Annotated in this window: 23 protein-coding genes; 10 read left to right on the plus strand and 13 right to left on the minus strand. The window is 52.0% G+C overall.

What is annotated here, in order from left to right:
- Positions 1-91 precede the first annotated feature (91 nt).
- Positions 92-856 (minus strand): pyruvate dehydrogenase complex transcriptional repressor PdhR, encoded by a 765-nt coding sequence (gene pdhR / locus GUC46_RS19715; RefSeq protein WP_003018699.1) that lies wholly within the window; start codon positions 854-856, stop codon positions 92-94.
- A 564-nt stretch (positions 857-1,420) separates the two neighbouring features.
- Here pdhR and aroP point away from each other — a divergent pair.
- The 3 genes from aroP to GUC46_RS19730 all read left to right on the plus strand — a co-directional run bounded on the left by aroP (position 1,421) and on the right by GUC46_RS19730 (position 5,308).
- A complete protein-coding gene (gene aroP, locus GUC46_RS19720; RefSeq protein WP_085951556.1) occupies positions 1,421-2,794 on the plus strand; it encodes an aromatic amino acid transporter AroP in 1,374 nt (457 codons plus the stop codon).
- Positions 2,795-2,951: 157 nt separating this feature from the next.
- Positions 2,952-4,358: a glycoside-pentoside-hexuronide (GPH):cation symporter gene (locus GUC46_RS19725; RefSeq protein ID WP_003845756.1), complete on the plus strand. Its 1,407-nt coding sequence runs from the start codon at positions 2,952-2,954 to the stop codon at positions 4,356-4,358.
- Positions 4,358-5,308 (plus strand): family 43 glycosylhydrolase, encoded by a 951-nt coding sequence (locus GUC46_RS19730; protein ID WP_044698973.1) that lies wholly within the window; start codon positions 4,358-4,360, stop codon positions 5,306-5,308. Before GUC46_RS19725 ends, GUC46_RS19730 begins: the two co-directional genes overlap by 1 nt.
- 92 nt (positions 5,309-5,400) lie before the next feature.
- Here GUC46_RS19730 and ampE read toward each other — a convergent pair whose 3' ends face one another.
- Together ampE and ampD are read right to left on the minus strand one after the other, a co-directional pair.
- Positions 5,401-6,255 carry a beta-lactamase regulator AmpE gene (gene ampE / locus GUC46_RS19735; RefSeq protein ID WP_160180639.1) on the minus strand — a complete coding sequence of 285 codons (855 nt, stop codon included), beginning with the start codon at positions 6,253-6,255 and terminating at the stop codon, positions 5,401-5,403.
- A gap of 1 nt (position 6,256) precedes the next feature.
- Positions 6,257-6,814: a 1,6-anhydro-N-acetylmuramyl-L-alanine amidase AmpD gene (gene ampD / locus GUC46_RS19740; protein WP_130715174.1), complete on the minus strand. Its 558-nt coding sequence runs from the start codon at positions 6,812-6,814 to the stop codon at positions 6,257-6,259.
- A gap of 87 nt (positions 6,815-6,901) precedes the next feature.
- On the opposite strand from ampD, the gene nadC reads away from it, so the two are divergent.
- The 4 genes from nadC to hofC all read left to right on the plus strand — a co-directional run bounded on the left by nadC (position 6,902) and on the right by hofC (position 11,060).
- A complete protein-coding gene (gene nadC / locus GUC46_RS19745; protein ID WP_032948531.1) occupies positions 6,902-7,795 on the plus strand; it encodes a carboxylating nicotinate-nucleotide diphosphorylase in 894 nt (297 codons plus the stop codon).
- Between the two features lie 243 nt (positions 7,796-8,038).
- Positions 8,039-8,476 (plus strand): prepilin peptidase-dependent pilin, encoded by a 438-nt coding sequence (gene ppdD, locus GUC46_RS19750; RefSeq protein ID WP_003018724.1) that lies wholly within the window; start codon positions 8,039-8,041, stop codon positions 8,474-8,476.
- Positions 8,477-8,485: 9 nt separating this feature from the next.
- Positions 8,486-9,868: a type II secretion system protein GspE gene (gspE, locus tag GUC46_RS19755; protein ID WP_130715175.1), complete on the plus strand. Its 1,383-nt coding sequence runs from the start codon at positions 8,486-8,488 to the stop codon at positions 9,866-9,868.
- Positions 9,858-11,060: a protein transport protein HofC gene (hofC, locus tag GUC46_RS19760; RefSeq protein WP_088902743.1), complete on the plus strand. Its 1,203-nt coding sequence runs from the start codon at positions 9,858-9,860 to the stop codon at positions 11,058-11,060. Before gspE ends, hofC begins: the two co-directional genes overlap by 11 nt.
- Before the next feature lie 56 nt (positions 11,061-11,116).
- Here the strand turns inward: hofC and GUC46_RS19765 are convergent, their stop codons facing one another.
- A complete protein-coding gene (locus tag GUC46_RS19765; protein WP_130715176.1) occupies positions 11,117-12,160 on the minus strand; it encodes a GMP reductase in 1,044 nt (347 codons plus the stop codon).
- A 225-nt stretch (positions 12,161-12,385) separates the two neighbouring features.
- Here GUC46_RS19765 and coaE point away from each other — a divergent pair, with 225 nt between their 5' ends.
- From coaE to yacG, 3 genes are read left to right on the plus strand one after another with little or no spacing between them, the layout of a single operon-like run.
- Entirely contained in the window at positions 12,386-13,006 is a 621-nt protein-coding gene (gene coaE / locus GUC46_RS19770) for a dephospho-CoA kinase (protein WP_016149556.1), read from the plus strand.
- The gene (zapD, locus tag GUC46_RS19775) at positions 13,006-13,749 is read left to right on the plus strand and encodes a cell division protein ZapD (RefSeq protein ID WP_003837445.1); all 744 of its coding nucleotides are present in this window, start codon (positions 13,006-13,008) and stop codon (positions 13,747-13,749) included. Before coaE ends, zapD begins: the two co-directional genes overlap by 1 nt.
- 9 nt (positions 13,750-13,758) lie before the next feature.
- On the plus strand, positions 13,759-13,953 hold the full coding sequence (gene yacG / locus GUC46_RS19780; protein WP_003018740.1) for a DNA gyrase inhibitor YacG: 195 nt from the start codon (positions 13,759-13,761) through the stop codon (positions 13,951-13,953).
- Between the two features lie 88 nt (positions 13,954-14,041).
- On the opposite strand, the gene mutT is transcribed toward yacG, so the two are convergent.
- From mutT to murC, 9 genes are all read right to left on the minus strand, one after another.
- Positions 14,042-14,431 (minus strand): 8-oxo-dGTP diphosphatase MutT, encoded by a 390-nt coding sequence (gene mutT, locus GUC46_RS19785; protein ID WP_003837443.1) that lies wholly within the window; start codon positions 14,429-14,431, stop codon positions 14,042-14,044.
- Between the two features lie 56 nt (positions 14,432-14,487).
- Positions 14,488-17,193: a preprotein translocase subunit SecA gene (secA, locus tag GUC46_RS19790; protein WP_003018746.1), complete on the minus strand. Its 2,706-nt coding sequence runs from the start codon at positions 17,191-17,193 to the stop codon at positions 14,488-14,490.
- 60 nt (positions 17,194-17,253) lie between these two features.
- Complete coding sequence (secM, locus tag GUC46_RS19795) at positions 17,254-17,760, minus strand: secA translation cis-regulator SecM (RefSeq protein WP_003018748.1); 507 nt, start codon at positions 17,758-17,760, stop codon at positions 17,254-17,256.
- 282 nt (positions 17,761-18,042) lie between these two features.
- On the minus strand, positions 18,043-18,960 hold the full coding sequence (gene lpxC / locus GUC46_RS19800; RefSeq protein ID WP_003018750.1) for a UDP-3-O-acyl-N-acetylglucosamine deacetylase: 918 nt from the start codon (positions 18,958-18,960) through the stop codon (positions 18,043-18,045).
- A 100-nt stretch (positions 18,961-19,060) separates the two neighbouring features.
- Complete coding sequence (ftsZ, locus tag GUC46_RS19805) at positions 19,061-20,212, minus strand: cell division protein FtsZ (RefSeq protein ID WP_003018753.1); 1,152 nt, start codon at positions 20,210-20,212, stop codon at positions 19,061-19,063.
- A gap of 62 nt (positions 20,213-20,274) precedes the next feature.
- Positions 20,275-21,537: a cell division protein FtsA gene (gene ftsA / locus GUC46_RS19810; protein WP_003018755.1), complete on the minus strand. Its 1,263-nt coding sequence runs from the start codon at positions 21,535-21,537 to the stop codon at positions 20,275-20,277.
- Entirely contained in the window at positions 21,534-22,367 is an 834-nt protein-coding gene (ftsQ, locus tag GUC46_RS19815) for a cell division protein FtsQ (protein WP_003018758.1), read from the minus strand. Before ftsQ ends, ftsA begins: the two co-directional genes overlap by 4 nt.
- Before the next feature lies 1 nt (position 22,368).
- Positions 22,369-23,289 carry a D-alanine--D-alanine ligase gene (locus tag GUC46_RS19820; RefSeq protein ID WP_003837439.1) on the minus strand — a complete coding sequence of 307 codons (921 nt, stop codon included), beginning with the start codon at positions 23,287-23,289 and terminating at the stop codon, positions 22,369-22,371.
- The gene (murC, locus tag GUC46_RS19825) at positions 23,282-24,757 is read right to left on the minus strand and encodes a UDP-N-acetylmuramate--L-alanine ligase (protein ID WP_003018763.1); all 1,476 of its coding nucleotides are present in this window, start codon (positions 24,755-24,757) and stop codon (positions 23,282-23,284) included. The genes GUC46_RS19820 and murC overlap by 8 nt, the downstream gene beginning before the upstream one ends.
- Between the last annotated feature and the right edge of the window lie 25 nt (positions 24,758-24,782).

Consider the following 24,782-nt stretch of genomic DNA (forward strand, 5'->3'; position numbering starts at 1 on the left):
TAATAAGACAGGTTCTGCGTTTAGTTGCCGCGCACTTTATATGGCGCTTGATTTACAACATCTTCTGGTTAACGTTCTGCCAGAAAAATCACTAATTCTTTCGTTGCTCCAGACGGCGTAAGGCGCGTTCACGACGGCTTTCCTCACGGCTTCTGTCCAGCAGAATCTCTTCGATAAACGCCAGGTGACGGTGGGACGCTTCACGCGCCTCTTCCGGCTTCCCGGCAATAATTGCTTCAAAAATACGGGTACGGTGACTGCTAACCAATGGCAGCATTTCACGACGCGCATACAGCAATTCGAAGTTTTGCCGAACGTTCTGGGCCAGCATCGGCTCCATACACCTTAGCAAATGGAGCAGCACCACATTATGTGCCGCTTCGGTGACAGCAATTTGATACTGGAGTACTGCATCAGATTCACCGTCAAGATCGCCGGACTGTTGAGCAAGCTCGATCGCATGGTGGAGTTCACGGATACGCGTTTTGTCTTCATCCGTGCTGCGCAGTGCAGCGTAATAAGCTGCAATACCTTCCAGCGCATGGCGCGTCTCAAGCAGGTCAAACTGGGATTCAGGATGGTCGGAGAGCAGCTCTACCAGTGGGTCGCTAAAGCTCTGCCACAGGCTGCTCTGAACAAAAGTGCCACCGCCCTGACGACGAAGCAGTAACCCCTTCGCTTCAAGGCGTTGGATCGCCTCGCGTAAGGAGGGGCGGGAGACGTCGAACTGTTTTGCCAGCTCGCGTTCCGGTGGGAGTTTTTCTCCGGGGCGAAGTGTCCCCTCAAGAATTAAAAACTCCAGCTGCTGCTCAATCACATCGGAGAGTTTTGGTTGGCGGATTTTGCTATAGGCCATGATTTCCTGTCTTAAGCCATTTGCCCGGAGTCAATTGGTCTTACCAATTTCATGTTCTTGACGCTAAAGTAACAAAGTATTCACCTTCTGTCCATACAGGTTTTGATTGAAATCAGTAAAGGAGGCATATTTTAACAACATTACAGAAATAACGTTTCAAACATGTAACTATGCACAAATGTTAAATTTACCCACCTCGAGGTAGTTTTAACGGAATTGAAACGAAAAATTATCTCATCTGAACCGATTCACCTGCTTATTTATCGATACTTAAATCACTATTAATGAATAGAAATTCAAAATGGAAATTTTGTGGTAGATAAACTCGCATTTACAAATGGTTTCTTTTTATTCAACTCGTCATCTTCCCCGCATAAAGCAGGTGCATTCGCGCTCGCATATCATTATTCTGATCAAGACAAAAGTATTAAGGCAACATTTTATAAAAAGCATCTGTAAACAAATTAATACAACAAACGGAATTGCAAACTTACACACGCATTGCTGCGTAGTTCAAAAAATAAGTACTCGAAATATGAAGAGTAAAACCACACACGAGGTTTCATGATGGAAAGTCAACAGCATGGCGATCAGCTCAAGCGCGGTCTTAAGAACCGCCATATACAGCTAATCGCGCTGGGTGGCGCGATTGGTACCGGGTTATTCCTCGGTAGCGCATCCGTTATCCAGTCTGCAGGACCGGGTATTATTCTGGGTTACGCTATTGCCGGCTTTATCGCCTTTTTGATTATGCGTCAGTTAGGTGAAATGGTGGTTGAAGAGCCGGTAGCAGGCTCCTTTAGCCACTTTGCTTATAAATACTGGGGCAGTTTCGCGGGTTTCGCCTCTGGCTGGAACTACTGGGTACTGTACGTGCTGGTTGCCATGGCTGAGCTGACTGCAGTCGGTAAATATATCCAGTTCTGGTACCCGGAGATCCCAACCTGGGCCTCTGCTGCAGCCTTCTTCGTGATTATCAACGCCATTAACCTGACCAACGTGAAAGTGTTTGGTGAGATGGAGTTCTGGTTCGCCATTATTAAAGTCATTGCTGTCGTCGCGATGATCATCTTCGGCGGCTGGCTGCTGTTCAGCGGCAACGGCGGGCCGCAGGCCAGCGTCAGCAACTTGTGGAACCAGGGGGGCTTCCTGCCGCATGGCTTCACCGGTCTGGTGATGATGATGGCGATTATCATGTTCTCTTTCGGTGGACTGGAGCTGGTTGGGATCACCGCAGCAGAAGCGGATAACCCGGAGCAAAGCATTCCCAAAGCAACCAACCAGGTTATCTACCGTATCCTGATTTTCTATGTGGGTTCGCTGGCGGTTCTGCTTTCCCTGATGCCGTGGACGCGCGTTACGGCTGATACCAGCCCGTTTGTCCTTATTTTCCACGAGCTGGGCGACACGTTTGTTGCTAATGCCCTGAACATCGTGGTGCTGACTGCTGCCCTTTCTGTCTATAACAGCTGTGTGTACTGCAACAGCCGTATGCTGTTCGGTCTGGCACAGCAGGGCAATGCGCCGAAAGCGCTGATGAACGTCGACAAGCGCGGCGTGCCGGTGAACACCATTCTGGTTTCCGCACTGGTGACGGCTCTGTGCGTGCTGATCAACTACCTGGCGCCAGAATCTGCCTTTGGCCTGTTGATGGCGCTGGTAGTTTCCGCACTGGTGATCAACTGGGCAATGATTAGCCTTGCGCACATGAAGTTCCGCAAAGCCAAACAGCAGCAGGGTGTTACCACCCGCTTCCCGGCGCTGCTCTATCCGCTGGGTAACTGGGTGTGCCTGATTTTCATGGCTGCAGTACTGGTGATTATGCTGATGACGCCGGGCATGGCGATCTCGGTGTACTTAATCCCGGTATGGATTGCTATTCTTGGCATTGGTTACCTGTTCAAACAGAAAACGGCCGGCACGGTTAAAGCACATTAATTTTTCCTCCCCCACCTGCGCCAGGTGGGGGTTGTTACCTGCCTCACACTTTCCCACTCACGACTGTTTAGTCCATATCAGCGGCGTTATCCTGCAACGCAAAAACACCGGTACCAGACAATAATTCTCTCCATATCTCATTCATGGAGTGCAGTTGATGGAAACCAGTAAGCTCACGGTGAAAGAAAAGATTGGCTATGGAATGGGCGACGCCGGATGCAACATCATCTTTGGCGCCATCATGTTGTTTGTTAACTATTTTTACACAGACATTTTTGGACTCGCGCCTGCACTGGTCGGCGTATTACTGCTCTCAGTACGCGTTATCGATGCCGTTACCGACCCTATAATGGGCGCAATGGCCGACCGCACCCGCAGCAAATATGGTCGATTTCGTCCATGGCTTTTGTGGATGGCTTTCCCGTACGCATTATTCAGCGTACTGATGTTTACCACCCCTGAGTGGACATATAACAGCAAAGTTATCTATGCCTTTGTTACCTATTTCCTGCTCTCAATTACCTATACGGCGATCAATATCCCCTATTGCTCTCTCGGCAGCGTCATCACCAACGATCCGCAAGAACGCGTCGCCTGCCAGTCATATCGCTTTGTATTGGTAGGAATTGCAACTCTGCTGCTCTCCCTTACCCTGCTCCCCATGGCCGACTGGTTCGGCGGGGAAGACAAAGCCAAAGGGTATCAAATGGCGATGGCGGTACTGGCCTTCATCGGCATGTGTATGTTCCTGTTTTGCTTTGCAACCGTCCGTGAACGTGTACGCCCTGCTGTCCAGACCAATGACGATTTAAAAGCCGATCTGAAAGACGTATGGAAGAACGATCAATGGGTAAAAATCCTGCTATTAACCTTGTGCAACGTCTGTCCGGGTTTTATTCGCATGGCTGCCACCATGTACTACGTGACCTGGGTTATGCAGCAGAGTACACAATTTGCGACGTTGTTTATCAGCCTTGGCGTTGTAGGCATGATGATCGGCAGCATGTTGGCGAAGGTGTTAACCGATCGCTGGTGCAAACTGAAAGTGTTCTTCTGGACCAATATCATCCTGGCGATTTTCTCCGCCGCGTTTTACTTCTTCGATCCGAAAGCCACCATGATGATTATGGTGCTCTACTTCCTGCTCAACATCCTGCATCAGATCCCATCTCCGCTGCACTGGTCGCTGATGGCGGATGTCGATGACTACGGCGAGTGGAAAACCGGTAAACGCATCACCGGGATCAGCTTCTCCGGCAACCTGTTCTTCCTGAAACTGGGCCTGGCGATTGCCGGAGCGATGGTTGGCTTCCTGCTCTCCTGGTACGGCTACGACGCTGGGGCGAAAACGCAAAGCGACTCCGCCATTAACGGTATTATGCTGCTGTTTACCATCATACCTGGCGCAGGCTACCTGATTACTGCAGGCGTGGTTCGTCTGCTGAAAGTTGACCGCGAGTTTATGCAGCAAATCCAGACAGATTTAGAAAAGCGCCGCGCCAACTACCGTGAACTGAATGAATACCACGATATAAAAACGACTGAAACCGTAAGGAAAGCCTAATGAATCAGTGGCCAAATCCCTTTATTGAACAGCGTGCCGATCCGTTTATCTTACGTGACGGTAGCCACTACTATTTCATTGCTTCAGTACCTGAATATGACCGGCTGGAGATACGCCGGGCCGACTCGCTGGAAGGGTTGCGCACTGCCGCCCCGGTTATCATCTGGCGCAAGCCAGAAAGCGGCCCCATGAGCCAACTCATCTGGGCGCCCGAAATCCATCATCTGGCAGGCAAGTGGTACATCTATTTTGCCGCCACCCACACACAGTCGCTCGACAAGCTGGGGATGTTCCAGCATCGCATGTTTGCGCTCGAATGTGCCGACGCCGATCCGCTGACCGGAAAGTGGACGGAGAAAGGTCAGATTAAAACGCAGTTTGATACCTTTGCGCTCGATGCCACCACCTTTAACCATCAGGGAAAACAGTGGTATCTATGGGCGCAGAAATCGCCCGATATCGACGGAAACTCCAATATCTATCTCGCAGAACTGGAAAATCCATGGACGATTAAAGGCGAGCCGGTCATGCTAAGCCATCCTGAATATGACTGGGAATGCCGGGGTTTTTGGGTCAACGAAGGTCCTGCCGTCATGGTTCACGGCGACAAGTTGTTTATCAGCTATTCCGCCAGCGCTACCGATGAGAACTACTGTATGGGATTATTGTGGATTGACTTAGACGCAGATCCGCTCAACCAGCAGAACTGGCACAAATCACCGCGCCCGGTCTTTACCACCAGCTATGAAAACCGCCAGTTTGGGCCGGGACACAACAGCTTTACGCAAACGCCAGAAGGTGAAGATGTGCTGGTGTATCACGCGAGAAATTACACCGAAATCGAGGGCGATCCGCTGTACGACCCAAACCGCCACACTCGTCTGAAGCTCGTGCGTTGGGACGAAAACGGCATGCCAGATTTTGGCATCCCGCCTGCTGATACGAACTAAACCGTTGCACTGCCCGGTGGCGCTAACGCTTACCGGGCCTACACGTTTTTCCATTGTAGGCCGGATAAGCGTTAGCGCCATCCGGCACAACGCTATACTAATGCCCCATAAATGGTCAGCAACGCAATAATCACCACCACCACAAATGAGGTCTTCTTCGCCATCGAAACAGCCGCTTTTGGCGTTTCGACTTTATCGGTATGAGGTTCGCGCGCCAGCGAGAACTGCGCCAGACGCGTAAGCACCTGATATTGCGAAGTATGCAGATCAGCAAGCGACGCAAACCAGGCTGGCAACGCCTTCTCGCCGTGTCCCAGCAGCGCATAGACCACGCCCGCCAGACGCACCGGGATCCAGTCCAGCACATGCAGGATCGCATCAATACCCGATTGCAGACGCTGGTGCGGTGTCTGGTAACGCGCCAGCCAGGACTGCCAGGCACGTAAAAAGGCATAACCAACCAGCGTCACAGGTCCCCACGGGCCACCGACAATCAGCCAGAATAACGGCGCCAGGTAAAAGCGAAAGTTGTTCCATAACAGCGCGTTCTGCAGTTCACGCAGGAACTCACGCTCGTCACAGTCCGGCGGAACACCATGGATAAGCGTCAGCTCGCTGGCCATCGCCTCACGAGCGTGAGCTTCATCGCGAGCAGCCGCGTTCAGGTAAGCGTGATAGTGAAGGCGTGCCTTGCCTGCGCCGATGCACAGCAAGCCAATTAAGATCCACGCCACCAGCAACGGAACGTTAAACAATAGCCCATGAAGTGCGCGCAGTAGCAGAAACGTCACTCCCATCGCAATAAGAGTCATGCCTACCGTACGCATCATCGAGAAATGCTTAATCCGGCGGAAAAAAGCTTCAACCCGGTGATCAAGCTGCCAGTGCTCACCCAGCTTAAACAGGCGTTCAACAATCAACACCAGTAATGTTGTAAACAGCGTCATGTCATCTCCTTGTGCGACGAGGGGTGACCAGGGCGCGAAACCTTGCCCAGTCAAATGAGGGCCCGGGATCGGTCTTACGCTCGGGCGCAATATTGCAATGTCCTGTCATATTGTTAGCAATAGCCGGATAACGCGTAATCAGGGCATTGGTCACGGCTGCTAGTTGCTGGTACTGCGCGTCGGTATAGGCCAGCGTATCCGTCCCTTCCAGCTCAATACCAATTGAGAAATCATTACAGCGTTCACGGCCCTGATAGCTCGAGACGCCGGCATGCCAGGCGCGTTTATCAAAGGGGACATACTGCACGATTTCACCATCACGGCGAATTAAACAATGGGCCGAAACGCGCAAATGGGCGATTCCGGCAAAATAAGGATGGGCGTTGGGATCAATCGTGCCGGTAAACAGCGCGTCTATCCACGGGCCGCCAAACTCGCCGGGCGGCAGGCTGATATTATGCACCACCAGCAGAGAAGGGTTTTCGTCATCCGGGCGGCAATCGTAATGCGGAGAGGGAACGCGTCGCGCCTCTGCCAGCCAGCCCTCGTCTAACAACATGCAGAATCTCCTTATTGGTGGTGCTCATATCAGGTTCAGGGTAGCATGTTTCCACCTTATGATTCGTTAGCAATTTGGAGTTTTATCATGCCGCCTCGCCGCTATAACCCTGACTACCGACGTGACGCGCTGTTGGAACGCATAAATCTCGATATCCCTGCCGCTGTCGCTCAGGCGCTGCGTGAAGATTTAGGCGGAGAAGTTGATGCCAATAACGATATCACCGCACAGCTTTTACCCGAAGACATGCGCTCCCACGCTACCGTAATTACCCGCGAAGATGGCGTTTTTTGTGGGAAACGTTGGGTGGAAGAGGTCTTTATTCAACTGGCTGGCGATGATGTAAACATCACCTGGCATGTCGAAGATGGCGACAGCATTAAGGCTAATCAGCCACTGTTTGAACTGGACGGCCCTTCCCGCGTGTTACTGACCGGTGAACGTACCGCGCTTAATTTTGTGCAGACGCTTTCAGGTGTAGCAAGCGAGGTGCGTAAATACGTCGACCTGTTAGCGGGGACCAAGACCCAACTGCTGGATACGCGTAAAACCCTGCCAGGGCTGCGTACCGCGCTAAAATACGCCGTATTGTGCGGCGGCGGTGCGAATCATCGTTTGGGGCTGTCCGACGCTTTCCTGATTAAAGAAAACCACATTATTGCTTCCGGCTCGGTACGTCAGGCCGTAGAAAAAGCATTCTGGTTGCACCCAGATGTGCCGGTTGAAGTCGAAGTAGAAAGCCTGAATGAGCTGGACGACGCGCTGAAAGCCGGAGCCGACATCATCATGCTCGATAACTTCGAAACCGACCAAATGCGCGAAGCGGTAAAACGCACAAACGGCCAGGCGCGTCTGGAAGTCTCGGGCAATGTCACCCATGAAACGCTGCGCGAATTTGCCGAAACCGGCGTGGATTTCATATCTGTTGGCGCGCTGACCAAACATGTTCGCGCACTCGATCTCTCCATGCGTTTTCGCTAATTGCTGATTGTATTGCCCGATGGTGCTTCGCTTATCGGGCATCCTACACAGGTTTATTCTGTAAGCCGGATACGGCATTTACGCCGCCATCCGGCAGTTTCTGCGAGCCTCTTAGCAAATACATTGTCTGATTCTGTAATTTCGTAAAAGTCCTCGGAATCCGCCTTCCCATTCTGTTTTTTGTCTCTCGCCGTCCTCCCGTCGGTTTGCCAAAGTAGCGCCAGCAAACTCAAGGAGTGAACAATGAACAAGCAACGAGGCTTTACGCTTATCGAACTCATGGTGGTGATTGGCATTATTGCCATTCTTAGCGCCATCGGTATTCCGGCATATCAAAACTATCTGCGCAAAGCCGCGCTGACAGACATGCTGCAAACCTTTGTCCCCTATCGCACAGCGGTTGAGCTCTGTGCACTGGAGCATGGAGGAACAGATACCTGCGATGCCGGAACGAATGGTATTCCCACTCCAACAACTACCCGTTACGTCTCAGCCATGAGCATTGAAAAAGGCGTTGTCAGCCTTAGTGGGCAGGAAAGCCTGAACGGGTTAAGCATCACCATGACGCCGGCTTGGGACAATGCCAACGGCATTACCGGCTGGAACCGTAACTGCATCATCCAGAACGACAGCGCATTGCAGCAGGCCTGTGAAGATGTTTTCCGCTTCGATACCCACTAAGGAACAGAGATGAATACCACCCAGCTTACAGCGCTATGCCAACGTTATCAGGGAATATTACTGGATGCAGACAATGAAGTGGTACATATCGCCGTCGTAGACGCCCCATCACACGAACTGCTGGATGCACTGCATTTTGCCACCACCCGGCGCATCGACATTGTCTGCTGGACACGTCAGCAAATGGAAGGCCACACGCATACACCGCAGAAAATGCTCCCGGCAGTAGTCACAAAAAGCAGCGCCAGCGCAGCAGACTTGCTAAATCAGACGTTTCATTCCGCTCTGGAGAAACGGGCTTCTGATATTCATTTTGAGCCAGCGGAAAATCACTATCGGATCAGATTACGTGTGGATGGAGTACTCCACGCGTTACCGGAAATCACGACCGAGATGGGCATTGCCATCACCGCGAGGTTAAAAGTATTAGGCAGTCTGGATATTGCCGAGCATCGGCTTCCACAAGACGGGCAATTTACCGTTGAGATTTCAGGAGAACCTATCTCGTTTCGCATCGCCACCCTGCCCTGTCGCTACGGCGAAAAAGTCGTGTTGCGGCTACTTCATCAAGTCGAGCAGTCACTGGAGATCGCCGCACTGGGAATGCAAGACGCGCAGCTGGCCGCATTTTCGCAAGCCTTGCAGCAGCCTCAGGGGCTGATTCTGGTTACCGGGCCTACCGGAAGCGGTAAAACGGTCTCACTGTACAGTGCGCTGCAAACCCGAAACACGCCAGATGTTAATCTCTGTAGCGTGGAAGATCCGGTAGAGATCCCGATCGCAGGCATCAACCAGACGCAAATTCACCCACGCGCCGGTTTGACTTTTCAGGGAGTCTTACGTGCTCTGTTGCGTCAGGATCCCGACATTATCATGGTGGGTGAAATCCGCGATGGAGAAACAGCAGAAATAGCCCTTAAAGCCGCACAAACCGGTCATCTGGTTCTTTCTACGCTGCATACCAATTCCACCAGTGAAACGCTGGTGCGTCTGCAACAAATGGGGGTCGCACGCTGGATGATCGCCTCCGCGCTGACGCTCGTCATTGCACAGCGATTGGTCAGAAAGTTGTGCCCCCATTGCCGACAACGTCAGAGTACGCCTATCACACTCCCGAAAGCTGTCTGGCCTACACCACTACCGAATTGGCAGGCCCCTGGCTGCAAACATTGTTATCACGGATTTTATGGCCGTACGGCATTGTTTGAAGTACTCCCTGTTACTCCGGCATTACGTCAGAGTATTGCCAGTGGCGCCCCCGTAGACGGAGTGGAACCTGATGCTCAGCTATCAGGGAGAACGCTTTTCGAGAATGGCTGTCAGGCCGTCGAGCAAGGATTAACGACATTTGAAGAGCTGATTCGTGTACTGGGCATGCCTCATGTCCACTAAACAGCTTTGGCGCTGGCAAGGCATTAACAACAAAGGTACATCGCAGGAAGGAATGCTATGGGCCGATACCCGACCGTCATTAATGCTGGCTCTTGAGAAACAACAGATTACGCCGCTACGCATTAAACGTATGCGTGTCAAAACCTCGCACTGGAGCCGTACAAGAAGTGCCGAAACCATACACCAGTTGGCGACATTGCTAAAAGCAGGGTTAACGCTCTCAACAGGGCTAGCTCTGCTTGCTGAACAGCATCCCAGCAGTCAATGGCAGGCGCTACTGCGTACGCTGGCTTACGATATGGAACAGGGCATTACCCTCTCCACCTCGCTATCACAATGGCAACACGTTTTTCCGCCCCTTTACCAGGCAATGATCCGCACCGGAGAGCTTACGGGTAAGCTGGATGACTGCTGTTTTGAACTCGCCTACCAGCAAAAGAAACAACAGCAACTTGCTGATAAAGTTAAAAAAGCCCTGCGCTATCCGATTATCATCATCACAATGGCGGTGTTGGTCGTATTTGCGATGTTGCAGTTTGTACTCCCTGAGTTTGCCGCCATCTACCAGACATTCAACACCCCGCTACCGGCCCTCACTCAGTGGATTATTACCATCGCACACTATAGCAGCCAATGGGGATGGCTGGCGGTAGCACTTGGCCTGGTAGCGGTTGTGGCACATCATTTGATAAATCAGAAACCGTACTGGCTCGTTCTGCGCCAGAAATTGCTGCTCAGCCTCCCGGTCATAGGGCCGATGGTGAGAGGGCAAAAGCTCACGCAGATCTTCACCGTTCTGGCGTTAACGCAAAATGCGGGCATTCCCTTTTTGCAGGGTCTTGAGAGCGTTACCGAAACGCTGGCTAACCCTTTCTGGTCGCAACGTTTAGCGCTGGTTCAGCACAACATTAGCGCCGGAAAGCCGGTCTGGTTAGCGCTTAAAAATAGCGGTGAATTCAGCCCATTGTGCATACAGCTGGTCCGAACAGGTGAAGCTTCCGGCTCGCTGGATGCAATGCTGCGCAATCTCGCGCATCACCATGGCGAGAAAACCCTGGCTCAAGCTGAGAATTTGGCTGCATTACTTGAGCCTGCGTTGCTGGTCATTACGGGGCTTATCATCGGTACGCTGGTTGTCGCGATGTATTTACCGATTTTCCATTTGGGAGATGCGATGAGCGGAGTGGGTTAAATTCAAATGCCAGATGGCGACGTAACGCCATCCGGCATTTCACAGAACGACCTGTTTTACAGGCTATTGAATACGCGGTTCTCTTGTTCCTGTACACGAATAAACGTTGTACGTTTGGTCAGCTCTTTCAGACGGGATGCGCCTACATAGGTGCAAGCAGAACGCAAACCGCCGAGAATATCGCGAGCGGTATTATCAACCGGGCCGCGCAGAGGCAGCTTAACGGTTTTACCTTCAGCGGCACGATACTGAGCAACACCACCAACATGGCGGGTCATAGCAGATTCTGAGCTCATACCGTAGAACAGCATGAATTTCTTACCGTTTTCTTCAACAATTTTGCCGCCGCTTTCTTCGTGACCGGCCAACATACCGCCGAGCATAACGAAGTCTGCGCCGCCGCCAAACGCTTTTGCAACGTCACCCGGCATTGTGCAGCCGCCGTCGCTGACAATCATGCCGCCCAGACCGTGGGCTGCATCCGCACATTCAATAACCGCAGAAAGCTGTGGATAGCCAACGCCGGTTTTTACACGCGTGGTGCATACAGAACCTGGGCCAATACCTACTTTGACAATATCAGCACCGGAGAGCACCAGCTCTTCACACATTTCACCGGTGACCACATTGCCCGCACAAATCGTTTTTGTCGGCCATGCTTCACGCGCTTTCGACACAAACTGAACAAAATGCTCTGAGTAGCCATTTGCCACATCAATGCAGATAAAATTCAGCGCTGGGTTGAGCGCCAAAATCTGTTTGGTTTTTTCGAAGTCTGCGTCAGACGTGCCAGTTGAAACCATTACGTGTTTGAGTACATCGGCAGAGCTCTCTGCGATGAAGGCGGCCCAGTCTTCAACAGAATAGTGTTTGTGCACAGCGGTCAGGATGTCGAAGGATGCCAGCGCCGTTGCCATGGCAAACGTCCCGACAGTGTCCATGTTCGCGGCAATAATAGGTACGCCGGACCAGGTCTGACCTGAATGCTTAAAGGTAAATTGACGTTCCAGCTCAACATCGGAACGGCTTTTAAGAGTAGAACGCTTTGGGCGGATAAGAACGTCTTTGAAACCTAACTTCAGATCTTCTTCGATACGCATGTGCGGATTCCTGGGGTTAATGGCGAAAAATCGAAACTCACAACTCCAGTGACGCTATCATACGCACTAATCAATGCCGCGCAAGACTGCGAAATTCTCTTTTTTTACGCTACAATCCCATAAATTTACCTGGCGAATAGTAGGTTAATCCTGCAACAGCCTCGCCTTCGCACGCTTAACTTTTAACTGTTTGATAATCAAACTTAAACTCCAGGATCGGCATCTATGAGGTATACGGTAGCCTTAACCGGCGGCATTGGCAGTGGTAAAAGCACCGTTGCAAATGCGTTCGCTGACCTCGGAATAAACATCATTGATGCAGATATTATTGCGCGCCAGGTGGTTGAACCCGGCACACTTGCTCTTAAGGCGATCGAAGAACATTTTGGTTCCGAGGTTATCGCCGCAGACGGATCGTTGCAGCGGCGCATTTTACGCGAACGCATTTTTTCCGCCCCAGAGGAGAAAAGCTGGCTGAATGCCCTGCTCCATCCGCTTATTCAGCAGGAAACGCAGCGCCAGTTTCAGCAAGCGACCTCACCTTACCTGTTATGGGTTGTCCCTTTGCTGGTGGAAAATTCGCTGTATAAAAAAGCCGACCGCGTACTCGTGGTGGATGTCACGCCCGAAACCCAGCTCAGACGCACCATGCAGCGTGATGACGTCACACGTGAGCATGTTGAACAAATTCTTGCTGCCCAGGCAACGCGTGAAGCGCGGCTGGCCGTGGCAGACGATGTTATTGATAATAATGGCGCACCGGAAGCCATCGCCTCGGATGTCGCCCGCCTGCACGCGCTCTATTTGCAATGCGCGTCGCAGTTTGTCTCACAGGAAAAACCGTAATGCACACCCAGGTCCTTTTTGAACACCCTCTCAATGAGAAGATGCGTACATGGCTGCGCATTGAATTTTTAATCCAACAGCTCTCCGTTAATTTACCCATTGCTGACCATGCCGGCGCTCTGCATTTTTTCCGCAATATCGGAGATTTACTGGATGTATTTGAACGCGGCGAAGTCCGTACCGAACTCCTCAAAGAACTGGAGCGACAGCAGCGTAAACTCCAGGCCTGGGTCGAAGTTCCCGGCGTCGATCAAAGCAGAATCGACTCTTTGCGCCAGCAGTTAAAAAGTGCAGGCAGCATTCTGATTTCTGCCCCGCGTATTGGACAGACGCTGCGCGAAGATCGTCTGATTGGTCTCGTACGTCAGCGTTTAAGTATTCCTGGCGGGTGCTGCAGTTTCGATCTGCCGACTCTGCATATCTGGTTACACCTGGCGCAATCGTATCGTGACGCGCAGGTTGAAACCTGGCTTGCCAGCCTGAATCCGCTCAATCAAGCGCTGTCGCTGGTGCTGGATTTAATTCGCAACTCAGCGCCGTTTCGTAAGCAAACCAGCCTGAATGGTTTTTATCAGGACAACGGCGAAGATGCAGATCTGCTGCGCTTGCAGCTGCCGCTTGATTCGCAGCTTTATCCGCAAATTTCTGGTCATAAGAGCCGTTTTGCCATCCGCTTTATGCCGTTGGATAGCGAAAATGGTCAGGTGCCTGAGCGCCTCGATTTTGAACTGGCGTGCTGTTAAGGAGTCAACATGTCTGAACAAACCATCGTCAACTGCCCAACCTGCGGCAAGCCTGTAGTATGGGCTGAAGTCAGTCCGTTTCGCCCATTCTGCAGCAAGCGCTGCCAGTTAATCGATCTGGGAGAGTGGGCTGCAGAAGAGAAACGCATCCCAAGCTCAGGCGATCTGTCGGAAAGCGACGACTGGAGTGAGGAGCAGAAGTAATTCTGCTAATACGTAGGGCGGGCAAGCGTAGCACCCCCGCCATAATTTGCCGGATGGCGGTGTTACCTTATCCGGCCTACGAACACCATTATCCAGTAATCAGCTTTTCAATGACCGGTGCATTCGCCGGCGGGAAATCTTCCGCATTCAGAGCATATTGCGCTATCCACTGCGCCGGTTGCCCCTCTTTTCCCCACGGCTCGCCTTCCCAGCTTTCAACCAGCCAGAACCACAGAGTGATATGCCTGTCCGGAAACTGATACTCCAACTTTTCGAACAATGAACTTTGAGTCGGCGTGATCCCTACTTCTTCCTGTAGCTCGCGAATCAGCGCCTGCTCCGGCGTTTCGCCCGCTTCAATTTTCCCGCCGGGGAACTCCAGCTTATTGGCCATGTGGGCATCAGCCGCACGCTGGGTGATAAAAATTTCATTGTGCTGATTACGAATAATCCCGACGGCGATCTGCAATATTTTCATTTTCATCGTCCATAAAAAAGGCGCAGAAGTCTGCGCCTTTTCAATAAGTTATTTTCTTAGCTCAGACGGCCATGACACTGTTTGTATTTCTTGCCGGAACCGCAAGGACACGGATCGTTACGACCCACTTTACGATCGCCGGTTTGTGCCGCCAGCTCTTCTGCCGCAGCAGAATCATCACCTTTATGGCTCAACTGCTGCATCTGCGCTAAACGCTCAGCTTCTTCGCGACGCTGCTGCTCCATCGCTTCTACTTCTTCAGGCATACGCACCTGAACTTTGCTCAGAGTGCTGATCACTTCGTACTTCAGAGATTCCAGCATTGATGCAAACATAGAGAAGGATTCACGCTTGTATTCCTGCTTCGGATCTTTTTGCGCATAACCACGCAGGTGGATACCCTGACGCAGGTAATCCATCGCAGCCAGGTGCTCTTTCCACAAAGAGTCGAGCGTTTGCAGCATCACGCCTTTTTCGAAGTGACGCATCATCTCCGCGCCCACAACTTCTTCTTTGCGCTGATAAACTTCTACTGCGTTTGCCAGAATACGTTCGCGCAGCGTTTCTTCGTGCAGCTCAGGTTCTTTATCCAGCCACTCTGAAATCGGCATATCCAGATCGAAGTCGTTTTTCAGACGTTCCTGCAGACCCGGAATATCCCACATTTCTTCCAGAGACTGCGGCGGAATATAGGCATCAATAGTCGCTTTGAAGACGTCTTCGCGAATGCTGTTAATGGTTTCGCTAACGTCAGTTACGTCCAGCAGTTCGTTACGCTGGGTGTAGATAGCACGACGCTGGTCGTTGGCAACATCATCATATTCCAGCAACTGCTTACGAATATCGAAGTTGCGGCTTTCCACTTTACGCTGCGCGTTAGCAATTGCTTTGGTCACCCATGGGTGTTCAATGGCTTCACCAGGCTTCATACCCAGTTTACGCATCATGCCGGACACGCGGTCAGAGGCAAAAATACGCATCAGCGCATCTTCCATCGACAAATAGAAACGAGAAGAACCCGCATCCCCCTGACGACCAGAACGACCACGCAGCTGGTTATCGATACGGCGAGATTCGTGACGCTCAGTACCGATAATATGCAAACCACCAGCAGCTAATACCGCGTCATGGCGAACCTGCCACTCGGCTTTGATCTGCGCGATTTGTTCCGGAGTTGGGTTTTCCAGCTCGGCAACTTCCGCCTGCCAGCTACCACCCAGCACGATATCGGTACCACGACCCGCCATGTTAGTAGCGATTGTCACGGCAGACGGGTAACCCGCCTGTGCGACGATATCCGCTTCGCTGGCATGGAACTTGGCGTTCAGAACGTTATGTTTGATGCCTGCCTTGGTCAGCTCGTTAGAGACCACTTCAGATTTTTCAATGGAGATAGTACCCACCAGCACCGGCTGGCCATTTGCGGTACGCTCTTTAATATCTTCAATGATCGCCTGAATTTTTTCCGCTTCGGTCATGTACACCAGATCCGGTAAATCCTTACGGATCATCGGACGGTTAGTTGGTACAACTACGGTATCCAGCTTGTAGATGGAGCTAAATTCAAAGGCTTCGGTATCTGCTGTACCGGTCATACCGGCCAGTTTTTCGTACAAACGGAAGTAGTTCTGGAAGGTAATAGATGCCAGCGTCTGGTTCTCGTTCTGGATCTCTACGCCTTCTTTAGCTTCAACAGCCTGGTGCAGACCATCAGACCAGCGACGCCCCTGCATTGTACGGCCGGTGTGTTCATCAACGATGATAACTTCGCCGTCTTTCACGATGTAGTCAACATCGCGGGTAAACAGCACGTGCGCACGCAGTGCGGCAGTCACGTGGTGCATCAGCATAATGTTGCCTGGAGAGTACAGAGACTCGCCCTCATCCATAATGCCTTCGTTAACCAACAACTCTTCAATCAGTACCAGACCACGTTCGGTCAGGTTAACCTGGCGCGCTTTCTCATCAACAGAGAAGTGGCCTTCCCCCTGGAACGTGTCGGAATCTTCCTTCTCCTGACGGATCAGGTGTGGGATGATTTTGTTCACTTTTTTATACATTTCCGAGCTGTCTTCAGCCGGGCCGGAAATGATCAGCGGCGTACGCGCTTCATCGATCAGGATGGAGTCAACTTCATCGACCAGCGCATAGTGCAGTTTACGTTGAACACGTTCTTCCGGACTAAACGCCATGTTGTCGCGCAGGTAATCAAAGCCGTATTCGTTGTTGGTACCGTAAGTAATATCGGCGTTGTAGGCTTCACGCTTGGCTGGCGCTGGCAGGCCAGACATGTTGATACCAACGGTCATGCCGAGGAATTCAAACAGCGGGCGGTTATTTTCGGCATCACGCTGAGCCAGGTAGTCGTTCACGGTAACCACGTGTACGCCCTTCCCGCTTAATGCGTTCAGGTAGGCTGGCAGCGTCGCGGTCAGGGTTTTACCTTCACCAGTACGCATTTCCGCGATGCAGCGATCGTTAAGCACCATACCGCCCAGCAGCTGAACGTCGAAGTGGCGCATACCGAACACGCGTTTACTCGCTTCACGCACCACTGCGAACGCTTCCGGGATCAGGCTCTCAACGCTGGCACCTTTTTCCAGACGGGCGCGGAATTCAGCGGTCTTCGCTTTCAGTTCATCATCGGAGAGTTTTTCCATCTCCGGTTCCATTGCGTTGATGACATTGACCACTTTACGCATACGACGCAGCGTACGCTCGTTACGGCTACCGAATACTTTGGTTAATAATTTGATTAGCATAATAAAATCTCAAACGCCCCGCGATGCGGAGTCAAAAATTATAAGTTGGAAGGTTCTTTTTTAGCTGAGGCGTTGAGGACCAGCGCGGATACCCTGCAGCTGGCTGATCCAGACCGGAACGCTAAATGCGGCCTGAGAAGTAAAGTGGGCGTATGTCACGCGACTTACTGTCGCGGGCGGAGTGCCTTCTTGCGTCAGCATCGCGCTGAGCGTATTCAGTAACGCAAGATGGTGTGCCTGGATTGGCAACGGCTCTTCGGCAACAGGCAACGCCTGAGGCGCCATGGCAAAAGAAAGATGGCGGATAACCGTACGAATGGCATGTTGATGCCAGTAATCGACGGTAAAATTTGGGCGGCGATTAGTCGCTTCCAGCAAAGCAAGCTGGCTAAAGTTAACTTTAGCGGATTGATCGTGATTGCTGGCGGTCGCCTTCGCGGGGGTATTGGGTTCAGCAGCATTACCGAGCGCGGGCAGGCCAAAACTCGCCGCGACCATCCCCAACAGGAGATGCGGCCAGAAGTACCGTCTGCCTAACTGTCGCCAACGCGTCAGTATTCCACTCACGTTTTTGCCACCTGATATACCCTGCGTTTGGGGTTACGAATGCAAAACATTTTTTTGCGCACGAATCTTATCATTAAAGCGTACGCTCCACAGCAGTAATGACAACCGGCCATGGGTAAATATGCTCAAGAAAGCAGCGATCGCACACTATTTTAACCTAGTGGCAGGGAAATATTTGCGTTGGAAAAGGCTGCGCTAATGAGTACATAAAAAAACGACTGGCTCACCTGGCCGGAGAGAGTGCCAGATTTACCAGTCGAATTTATACGACAGCGTATGTCGTTATGCCAGTACGGTCGAAGGTGCTTTGAACGCCAGAGGCAGTTCTGCATCGTCCTGGAAGGTCACATATTCCCAGGCTTCCTGTTTTGCCAGGACCGCCTGCAACAGTTTGTTATTCAATGCATGACCGGATTTATACGCGGTGAATGCACCAATAATGTTGTGACCACACATGAACAAGTCACCAATCGCGTCGAGCATTTTGTGACGAACGAATTCGTCTTCAAAACGCAGACCGTCTTCGTTCAATACGCGATAATCGTCAACAACGATGGCACAATCGAAGCTGCCGCCCAAGGCCAGGCCACGGGACTGCAGATATTCGATATCACGCATGAAGCCGAAAGTACGCGCACGGCTGATCTGACGCATGAACGCATCTGCAGAGAAGTTCATCGCGTAGCGCTGCGTGCTGGCATCAATCGCTGGATGGTTAAAGTCGATGGTAAAATCCAACGAGAAACCATTAAACGGTTTGAATTCAGCCCACTTATCGCCATCTTCGACACGAACGGTCTCTTTGATGCGAACAAATTTCTTAGCGCTGTTCAGTTCTTCAATACCCGCATCGAGCAGCAGGTATACGAATGGAGCAGCACTACCATCCATGATCGGGATTTCCGGGGCGTTAACTTCAATAACAATGTTATCGATACCTAAGCCCGCTAGAGCAGCATTCAGGTGCTCTACGGTTGAAATCCGCACATCATGCTCATTGACCAGACACGTACAGAGCATGGTATCACGCACAGATTTGGCATCGGCCGGGAAATCTACCGGAGGATTCAAGTCGGTGCGACGATAGATGACCCCGGTGTTGGCCGGCGCAGGGCGTAGCGTCAGCGTGACTTTTTTGCCGGTATGTAAACCGACGCCAGTCGCCTGAACGATACGTTTAAGTGTCCTTTGTTTGATCATCGTATAATCTCGCCAAATTAACTATCCAACCGAAGTGTACTATACATTCGGCGGGCCAGTTTAGCACAAAGAGCGCAGATTCCCAAATTCCAGCTAATTCTTAATCAGCTTGCTTACGCAGGAATGCAGGGATATCCAGATAATCCGGCTCTTTAGTGGTTTGCGGCGTATTGTCGTTAACCACTTTCGCTACCGGCTTCTGTTCTTGCGTCAACGGCGCCATGCCGTGTTGCTGGTAACGATCCATTACCGGCTGCTGTACCTGCTTGTTGGTTACCAGAGTGATTTCAGGACGCTTGTCCATACCAATTCCAGTCGCAACAACGGTCACACGCAGTTCGTCGTTCATATCCGGGTCCAGAGAGGTACCGATTACCACGGTCGCGTTATCCGATGCAAAGGCACGGATGGTGTTACCCACGGTTTCGAACTCATCCAGACGCAGGTCGAAGCCCGCAGTAATGTTGACCAGCACACCGCGTGCGCCGGACAGATCGATGTCTTCCAGCAGCGGAGAAGAGATAGCCATTTCAGCCGCTTCTTCTGCACGGTCTTCACCGCTCGCCACGCCGGAGCCCATCATCGCGTAGCCCATTTCGGACATCACGGTGCGCACGTCTGCAAAGTCGACGTTCATCAGGCCCGGACGAGTAATCAGTTCAGCGATACCCTGAACCGCGCCTTTCAGCACGTCGTTAGCTGCGCCAAACGCATCCAGCAGGGAGATACCGCGACCCAGTACTTTCAGCAGTTTGTCATTCGGAATAGTAATTAGAGAGTCCACATGTTTGGACAGCTCGGTGATACCCTGCTCCGCGAATGCCATACGCTTCTTGCCTTCAAAGTTGAAAGGCTTAGTCACGACAGCAACGGTCAGAATACCTAAATCTTTTGCTACTTCAGCAACCACTGGCGCTGCACCGGTACCGGTACCGCCGCCCATGCCTGCTGCGATAAACACCATGTCTGCCCCGTCAAGCGCTGCACGCAGAGCTTCACGATCTTCGTCTGCCGCATTACGGCCGACTTCCGGGTTCGCACCCGCGCCCAGACCTTTGGTGATGCCGCTACCAATCTGAATGGTCTGTCCAACCGCCGTTTTACGCAACGCCTGAGCGTCGGTATTCACTGCGAAGAATTCAACACCTTCGATGCGCTCGCGCACCATGTGTTCAACGGCATTACCGCCACCGCCGCCGACGCCGATGACTTTAATCACCGCGTCATTGGTAAGTTCCATAGGTTCAAACATAGTTTCTCTCTCCGTTGTGCCTGTCGCCTGAGACCGTTAATGTGCGTTGGTCTCTTTAAAAATTAAAACTCTTTTCGCAGCCAGCTATTGAGTCGTTTGATCCACGAGCCAACTGATGCCGTTACGCGTTTTTCTACTTCAGCCTCACCACTCAAATGGGATTCTTTTCCGTAGTGAAGCAGCCCCACTGCCGTTGAATAATACGGCTCCTGAGCATAATCCGTCAGACCAGTGATATTCAGCGGCGCGCCAATACGTACTTGCGTATGGAACACGCGCTGTGCGCAGGCCGCAAGACCTTCAATTTGCGCAGCACCACCGGTTAACACAATCCCCGCCGCCAGATGATGTTTCACACCCTGCTGGCGAAGCTGTTCTTGTAATTGCAAAATTTCTTCGTTGACCAGGTTGAGCAGCTCGGTATAACGCGGCTCAATGACTTCTGCCAGGGTCTGACGTTGCAGGCTGCGCGGTGGACGACCACCTACGCTTGGCACTTCAACGCTTTCGTCTTTACCCACGATGGACCCCAGCGCACAGCCATGGCGCACTTTAATGGCTTCAGCATCGCTCGGCGGCGTACCAAAGGCATACGCGATATCACTGGTCACTACATTCCCTGCATAAGGGATAACTTTAGTGTGGCGCAACGCCCCGCCAGTATAAACGGCGATGTCCATTGTACCACCACCAATATCCACCACGCAGACACCCAGCTCACGTTCATCTTCCGTCAACACGGAATAACTGGCTGCCAACCCGGCAAAAATCAGTTGGTCAACTTTCAGACCACAACGTTCAACAGCTTTGACAATGTTCTTCGCCATGTCGTTGTGGCAGGTAATAAGGTGGACTTTTGCCTGCATACGTACGCCGGAAAGACCTACCGGATTTTTAATGCCTTCCTGGTAGTCAATGGCGTATTCCTGCGGAATAACGTGCAGAACACGATGTTCATCGCGAACGCGTACGGATTTTGCCGTATGTACCACGTTTTCCACATCTTCCTGCGTCACTTCCTCTTCGGAAATGGGCACCATACCAATTTCATTTTGACAGCTAATATGTTTACCGGAAAGTGCCAGATACACCGAGGAAATCTGGCAATCTGCCATCAGTTCAGCCTGGTCAATGGCGCGCTGTACGCACTTCACCACTGACTCAAGGTCATTCACCCCGCCTTTATCCATACCTCGCGATGGGCAACTGCCCACGCCAATGATATTGACCATACCGTCGGGCAGAACTTCCCCTACTAAAGCGGCTACCTTCGCGGTGCCAATCTCCAGTCCAACTACCAGTTTTCTGTCCGTCGCCTTGATCATTGTTGTTCTGCCTGTGCCTGATTCTGTTGCTGATTAGATTCCTCAGGAGGCAAGGGAACCCAGCCTACTGCCGCTCCTGAGTCATAACGCAAATCAACGTAGCTAATCCGTTTGCCATCGGTTTGCGCCTGCTGCTGTAAAACCGGGTAGAGTTCCACAAAGCGAGCCAAACGTTTTATCGTATCGCCCCTGCCCAGATTGAGCTTAATATCGTTATTCAGCGTCAACTGCCAGGAACGACGAGCGGTCATCGCCGCTTCCTTCAGGGTGAATCTATCCTTAGCCAGCACCTGCCCCATATCACGGAACCCTTGCAACACTTCACTTGCGCTGCCTTCCGGTCCGTACAACATAGGTAATACCTGCTTATTGGCCCGACCGGTTGGGACGCTGAACGTATTGCCTTCGGCATCCACCATATGCTGGTCATTCCAACGCGCAATGGGCACATATTCAACCAGATGAATCTTCAATTCATCGGGCCATTGCTTTCTGACGCTCGCCTGTTTAATCCAGGGGAGACGTTCAATTTGACTCTGAATGATGTTCACATCCTGAGTCATAAAGGTTCCCGGAGCGCCCAGAGCCAGAATGGACTGACGAATATCGTCATTGCGCGTGTAATGCCGTTCGCCGGTTAACACCAGCTTTGACAATGGCAACCGCTGCGCATCTTCCATCCACCCCAACACTACCCAGCCGCTGACAAACACGGTGCACAGCACTGTCAGCAGGAACAGTATTCCTGCAAGACGCGTTCCATTATTGCGGCGTGAGGAGTTTACTTCTTCTTCATCACCGTTTCGCGTGTTCAGCGCAGCCTGCGACATATCAGTCCGCCAACTCCAGAATTCTTACCACCAACTGCGAGAAGCTCAGGCCAGCCTGACGTGCCGCCATCGGCACCAGGCTGTGGCTGGTCATACCCGGAGAGGTATTCGCTTCCAGCAGATAAAACTGGCCATCGCTGTCCAGCATGACGTCAATGCGACCCCAACCTTTACAGCCCAATGCGGTCCATGCTTTCAGGACTAATTCCTGCAAACGGGCCTCTTGTTCGGCCTCCAGACCTGCAGGGCAGAAATATTGTGTCTCATCAGAGAGATACTTCGCCTCATAATCATAGAAGGTTCCCGCGGGTTGGATACGTATTGACGGTAAAATTTCTTCACCAAGTATCGCAACTGTAAATTCCGGGCCACTGAGCCATTTTTCGATCAGTACTTCTTCATCATGCTGAAAAGCCAATGCTAATGCACCCTGCAAAGCATTTTCTTCTTCAACTTTTGACATCCCTACGCTGGAGCCTTCACGGCTTGGCTTCACAATCAGCGGCAAACCTAACGCAGAAATTTTTGTAACCGATTCATTGCTAAGACCTTTTTCGAACTCAGAGCGGGTCAATGCAACCCAGGGCGCGACGGGTAAACCTGCGCCCTGCCACAGCAGCTTGCTGCGCAGTTTGTCCATCGAAATTGCGGACGCCATGACGCCGCTGCCGGTATATGGCAGGCCAATTTGCTCCAGCATGCCCTGCAACGTGCCATCTTCCCCGCCACGACCGTGCAGCGCAATAAACACCTTCTGAAAACCCATAGATTTCAGAAGAGTGACATCAATCTCTTTAGGGTCAACCGGATGGGCATCGACGCCACCTTCACGTAACCCTGCCAGTACGGCCGCGCCGGAATTCAGCGAAACTTCACGCTCTGCGGAGGTTCCTCCTAACAGGACCGCGATTTTATCAGCCATGTTGTTCTTCCTCCGGGTTTTGCGGCTTCAGTTTGATTTCAGCTAAGGAACGCGCGATTTTGCCGATATTTCCAGCGCCCTGCACCAAAATCAGATCGTTGCCGGTTAATACCGGCGCCAGCATGTCTGCCACCTGAGCCGGATCGGATACCAGAATCGGGTCGATCTTACCGCGACCACGGATCGTACGGCACAGCGAGCGGCTGTCAGCCCCCGGAATCGCGGCTTCACCCGCGGCGTATACATCCAGCATCAACAGCGCATCGACCTGAGTCAGCACGTTGGCAAAGTCGTCATATAGATCGCGTGTACGCGTAAAGCGGTGCGGCTGGAACAGCATTACCAGATTTTTGTCCGGCCAGCCCGCGCGTGCAGCTTTAATCGTGGCATCCACTTCCGTTGGGTGATGGCCATAATCATCAACCAGCATCGCCGTCCCGGCTTTACCGTTTACCGGCTCAAGCGGAAATTCGCCGAGGAAGTCAAAACGGCGTCCGGTGCCCTGGAAACTTTCCAGCGCGCGCAGAATTGCGTCGTCTTCAATGCCTTCTTCTGTTGCAACTGCCACCGCCGCCGCCGCGTTCAGCGCATTGTGACGGCCCGGTGCGTTCAATGTCACACGTAAATCGGCCATCCCCTGACGCAGCAGCGTGAAGTGCCCTTGTGGACCAATCTGCTGGTAATCTTCAACGCGCACATCAGCATCATCGCTGAAACCATAGGTTGTGGTTTGACGACCGACGCGCGGCAACAACTCGCGGATCACCGGATCGTCAACGCACATCACCGCACGACCATAAAACGGTAAGTTATGCAGGAAATTAATAAACGTCTGCTTTAAATTTTCGAAGTCGCCATGGTAGGTATCCATATGATCGGCTTCGATATTGGTAACAATCGCCACCATCGGCTGCAAATGTAGGAACGACGCATCGCTCTCATCCGCCTCCGCAATTAAATAACGGCTATGACCCAGACGCGCATGGACGCCTGCAGCCTTCACCAGACCGCCGTTGACAAACGTCGGATCCAGCCCCGCTTCCGCGTAGATACTGGAGACCATTGCAGTCGTCGTTGTCTTACCATGCGTCCCGGCAATGGCGATACCGTGACGAAAACGCATTAATTCAGCCAACATTTCAGCACGACGGATCACCGGAATACGTGCTTCATGCGCCGCAACAATTTCCGGGTTATCCGCAGAAATGGCGCTGGATACCACCACCACGCTCGCATCACGCACGTTTTCCGGGCGATGGTTGAAGAAAATCGTGGCGCCCAGATTCGTCAACTGCTGAGTCACCGGATTCGGCGCCAGGTCAGAACCGCTGATCTGATAACCTTCGTTGGCCAAAACTTCGGCAATACCGCCCATACCAGCACCACCGATGCCGACAAAGTGAATGTGCCGAACGCGACGCATTTCGGGCACTATGGAACGCAGTTTTGCCAGTTGTTGTGTATTCATTCTTTAGCCATTAACTTCTTAGTTC

This window comes from Citrobacter sp. LUTT5 (assembly GCF_009905315.1).
GTDB lineage: Bacteria > Pseudomonadota > Gammaproteobacteria > Enterobacterales > Enterobacteriaceae > Citrobacter > Citrobacter freundii.

What these genes read in the sequence shown, in the direction of transcription:
- pdhR (WP_003018699.1), bottom strand. Translation starts at nt 856, where the DNA reads ATGGCCTATAGCAAAATCCGCCAACCAAAACTCTCCGATGTGATTGAG.
- aroP (WP_085951556.1), top strand. Translation starts at nt 1,421, where the DNA reads ATGATGGAAAGTCAACAGCATGGCGATCAGCTCAAGCGCGGTCTTAAG.
- GUC46_RS19725 (WP_003845756.1), top strand. Translation starts at nt 2,952, where the DNA reads ATGGAAACCAGTAAGCTCACGGTGAAAGAAAAGATTGGCTATGGAATG.
- GUC46_RS19730 (WP_044698973.1), top strand. Translation starts at nt 4,358, where the DNA reads ATGAATCAGTGGCCAAATCCCTTTATTGAACAGCGTGCCGATCCGTTT.
- ampE (WP_160180639.1), bottom strand. Translation starts at nt 6,255, where the DNA reads ATGACGCTGTTTACAACATTACTGGTGTTGATTGTTGAACGCCTGTTT.
- ampD (WP_130715174.1), bottom strand. Translation starts at nt 6,814, where the DNA reads ATGTTGTTAGACGAGGGCTGGCTGGCAGAGGCGCGACGCGTTCCCTCT.
- nadC (WP_032948531.1), top strand. Translation starts at nt 6,902, where the DNA reads ATGCCGCCTCGCCGCTATAACCCTGACTACCGACGTGACGCGCTGTTG.
- ppdD (WP_003018724.1), top strand. Translation starts at nt 8,039, where the DNA reads ATGAACAAGCAACGAGGCTTTACGCTTATCGAACTCATGGTGGTGATT.
- gspE (WP_130715175.1), top strand. Translation starts at nt 8,486, where the DNA reads ATGAATACCACCCAGCTTACAGCGCTATGCCAACGTTATCAGGGAATA.
- hofC (WP_088902743.1), top strand. Translation starts at nt 9,858, where the DNA reads ATGTCCACTAAACAGCTTTGGCGCTGGCAAGGCATTAACAACAAAGGT.
- GUC46_RS19765 (WP_130715176.1), bottom strand. Translation starts at nt 12,160, where the DNA reads ATGCGTATCGAAGAAGATCTGAAGTTAGGTTTCAAAGACGTTCTTATC.
- coaE (WP_016149556.1), top strand. Translation starts at nt 12,386, where the DNA reads ATGAGGTATACGGTAGCCTTAACCGGCGGCATTGGCAGTGGTAAAAGC.
- zapD (WP_003837445.1), top strand. Translation starts at nt 13,006, where the DNA reads ATGCACACCCAGGTCCTTTTTGAACACCCTCTCAATGAGAAGATGCGT.
- yacG (WP_003018740.1), top strand. Translation starts at nt 13,759, where the DNA reads ATGTCTGAACAAACCATCGTCAACTGCCCAACCTGCGGCAAGCCTGTA.
- mutT (WP_003837443.1), bottom strand. Translation starts at nt 14,431, where the DNA reads ATGAAAATATTGCAGATCGCCGTCGGGATTATTCGTAATCAGCACAAT.
- secA (WP_003018746.1), bottom strand. Translation starts at nt 17,193, where the DNA reads ATGCTAATCAAATTATTAACCAAAGTATTCGGTAGCCGTAACGAGCGT.
- lpxC (WP_003018750.1), bottom strand. Translation starts at nt 18,960, where the DNA reads ATGATCAAACAAAGGACACTTAAACGTATCGTTCAGGCGACTGGCGTC.
- ftsZ (WP_003018753.1), bottom strand. Translation starts at nt 20,212, where the DNA reads ATGTTTGAACCTATGGAACTTACCAATGACGCGGTGATTAAAGTCATC.
- ftsA (WP_003018755.1), bottom strand. Translation starts at nt 21,537, where the DNA reads ATGATCAAGGCGACGGACAGAAAACTGGTAGTTGGACTGGAGATTGGC.
- ftsQ (WP_003018758.1), bottom strand. Translation starts at nt 22,367, where the DNA reads ATGTCGCAGGCTGCGCTGAACACGCGAAACGGTGATGAAGAAGAAGTA.
- GUC46_RS19820 (WP_003837439.1), bottom strand. Translation starts at nt 23,289, where the DNA reads ATGGCTGATAAAATCGCGGTCCTGTTAGGAGGAACCTCCGCAGAGCGT.
- murC (WP_003018763.1), bottom strand. Translation starts at nt 24,757, where the DNA reads ATGAATACACAACAACTGGCAAAACTGCGTTCCATAGTGCCCGAAATG.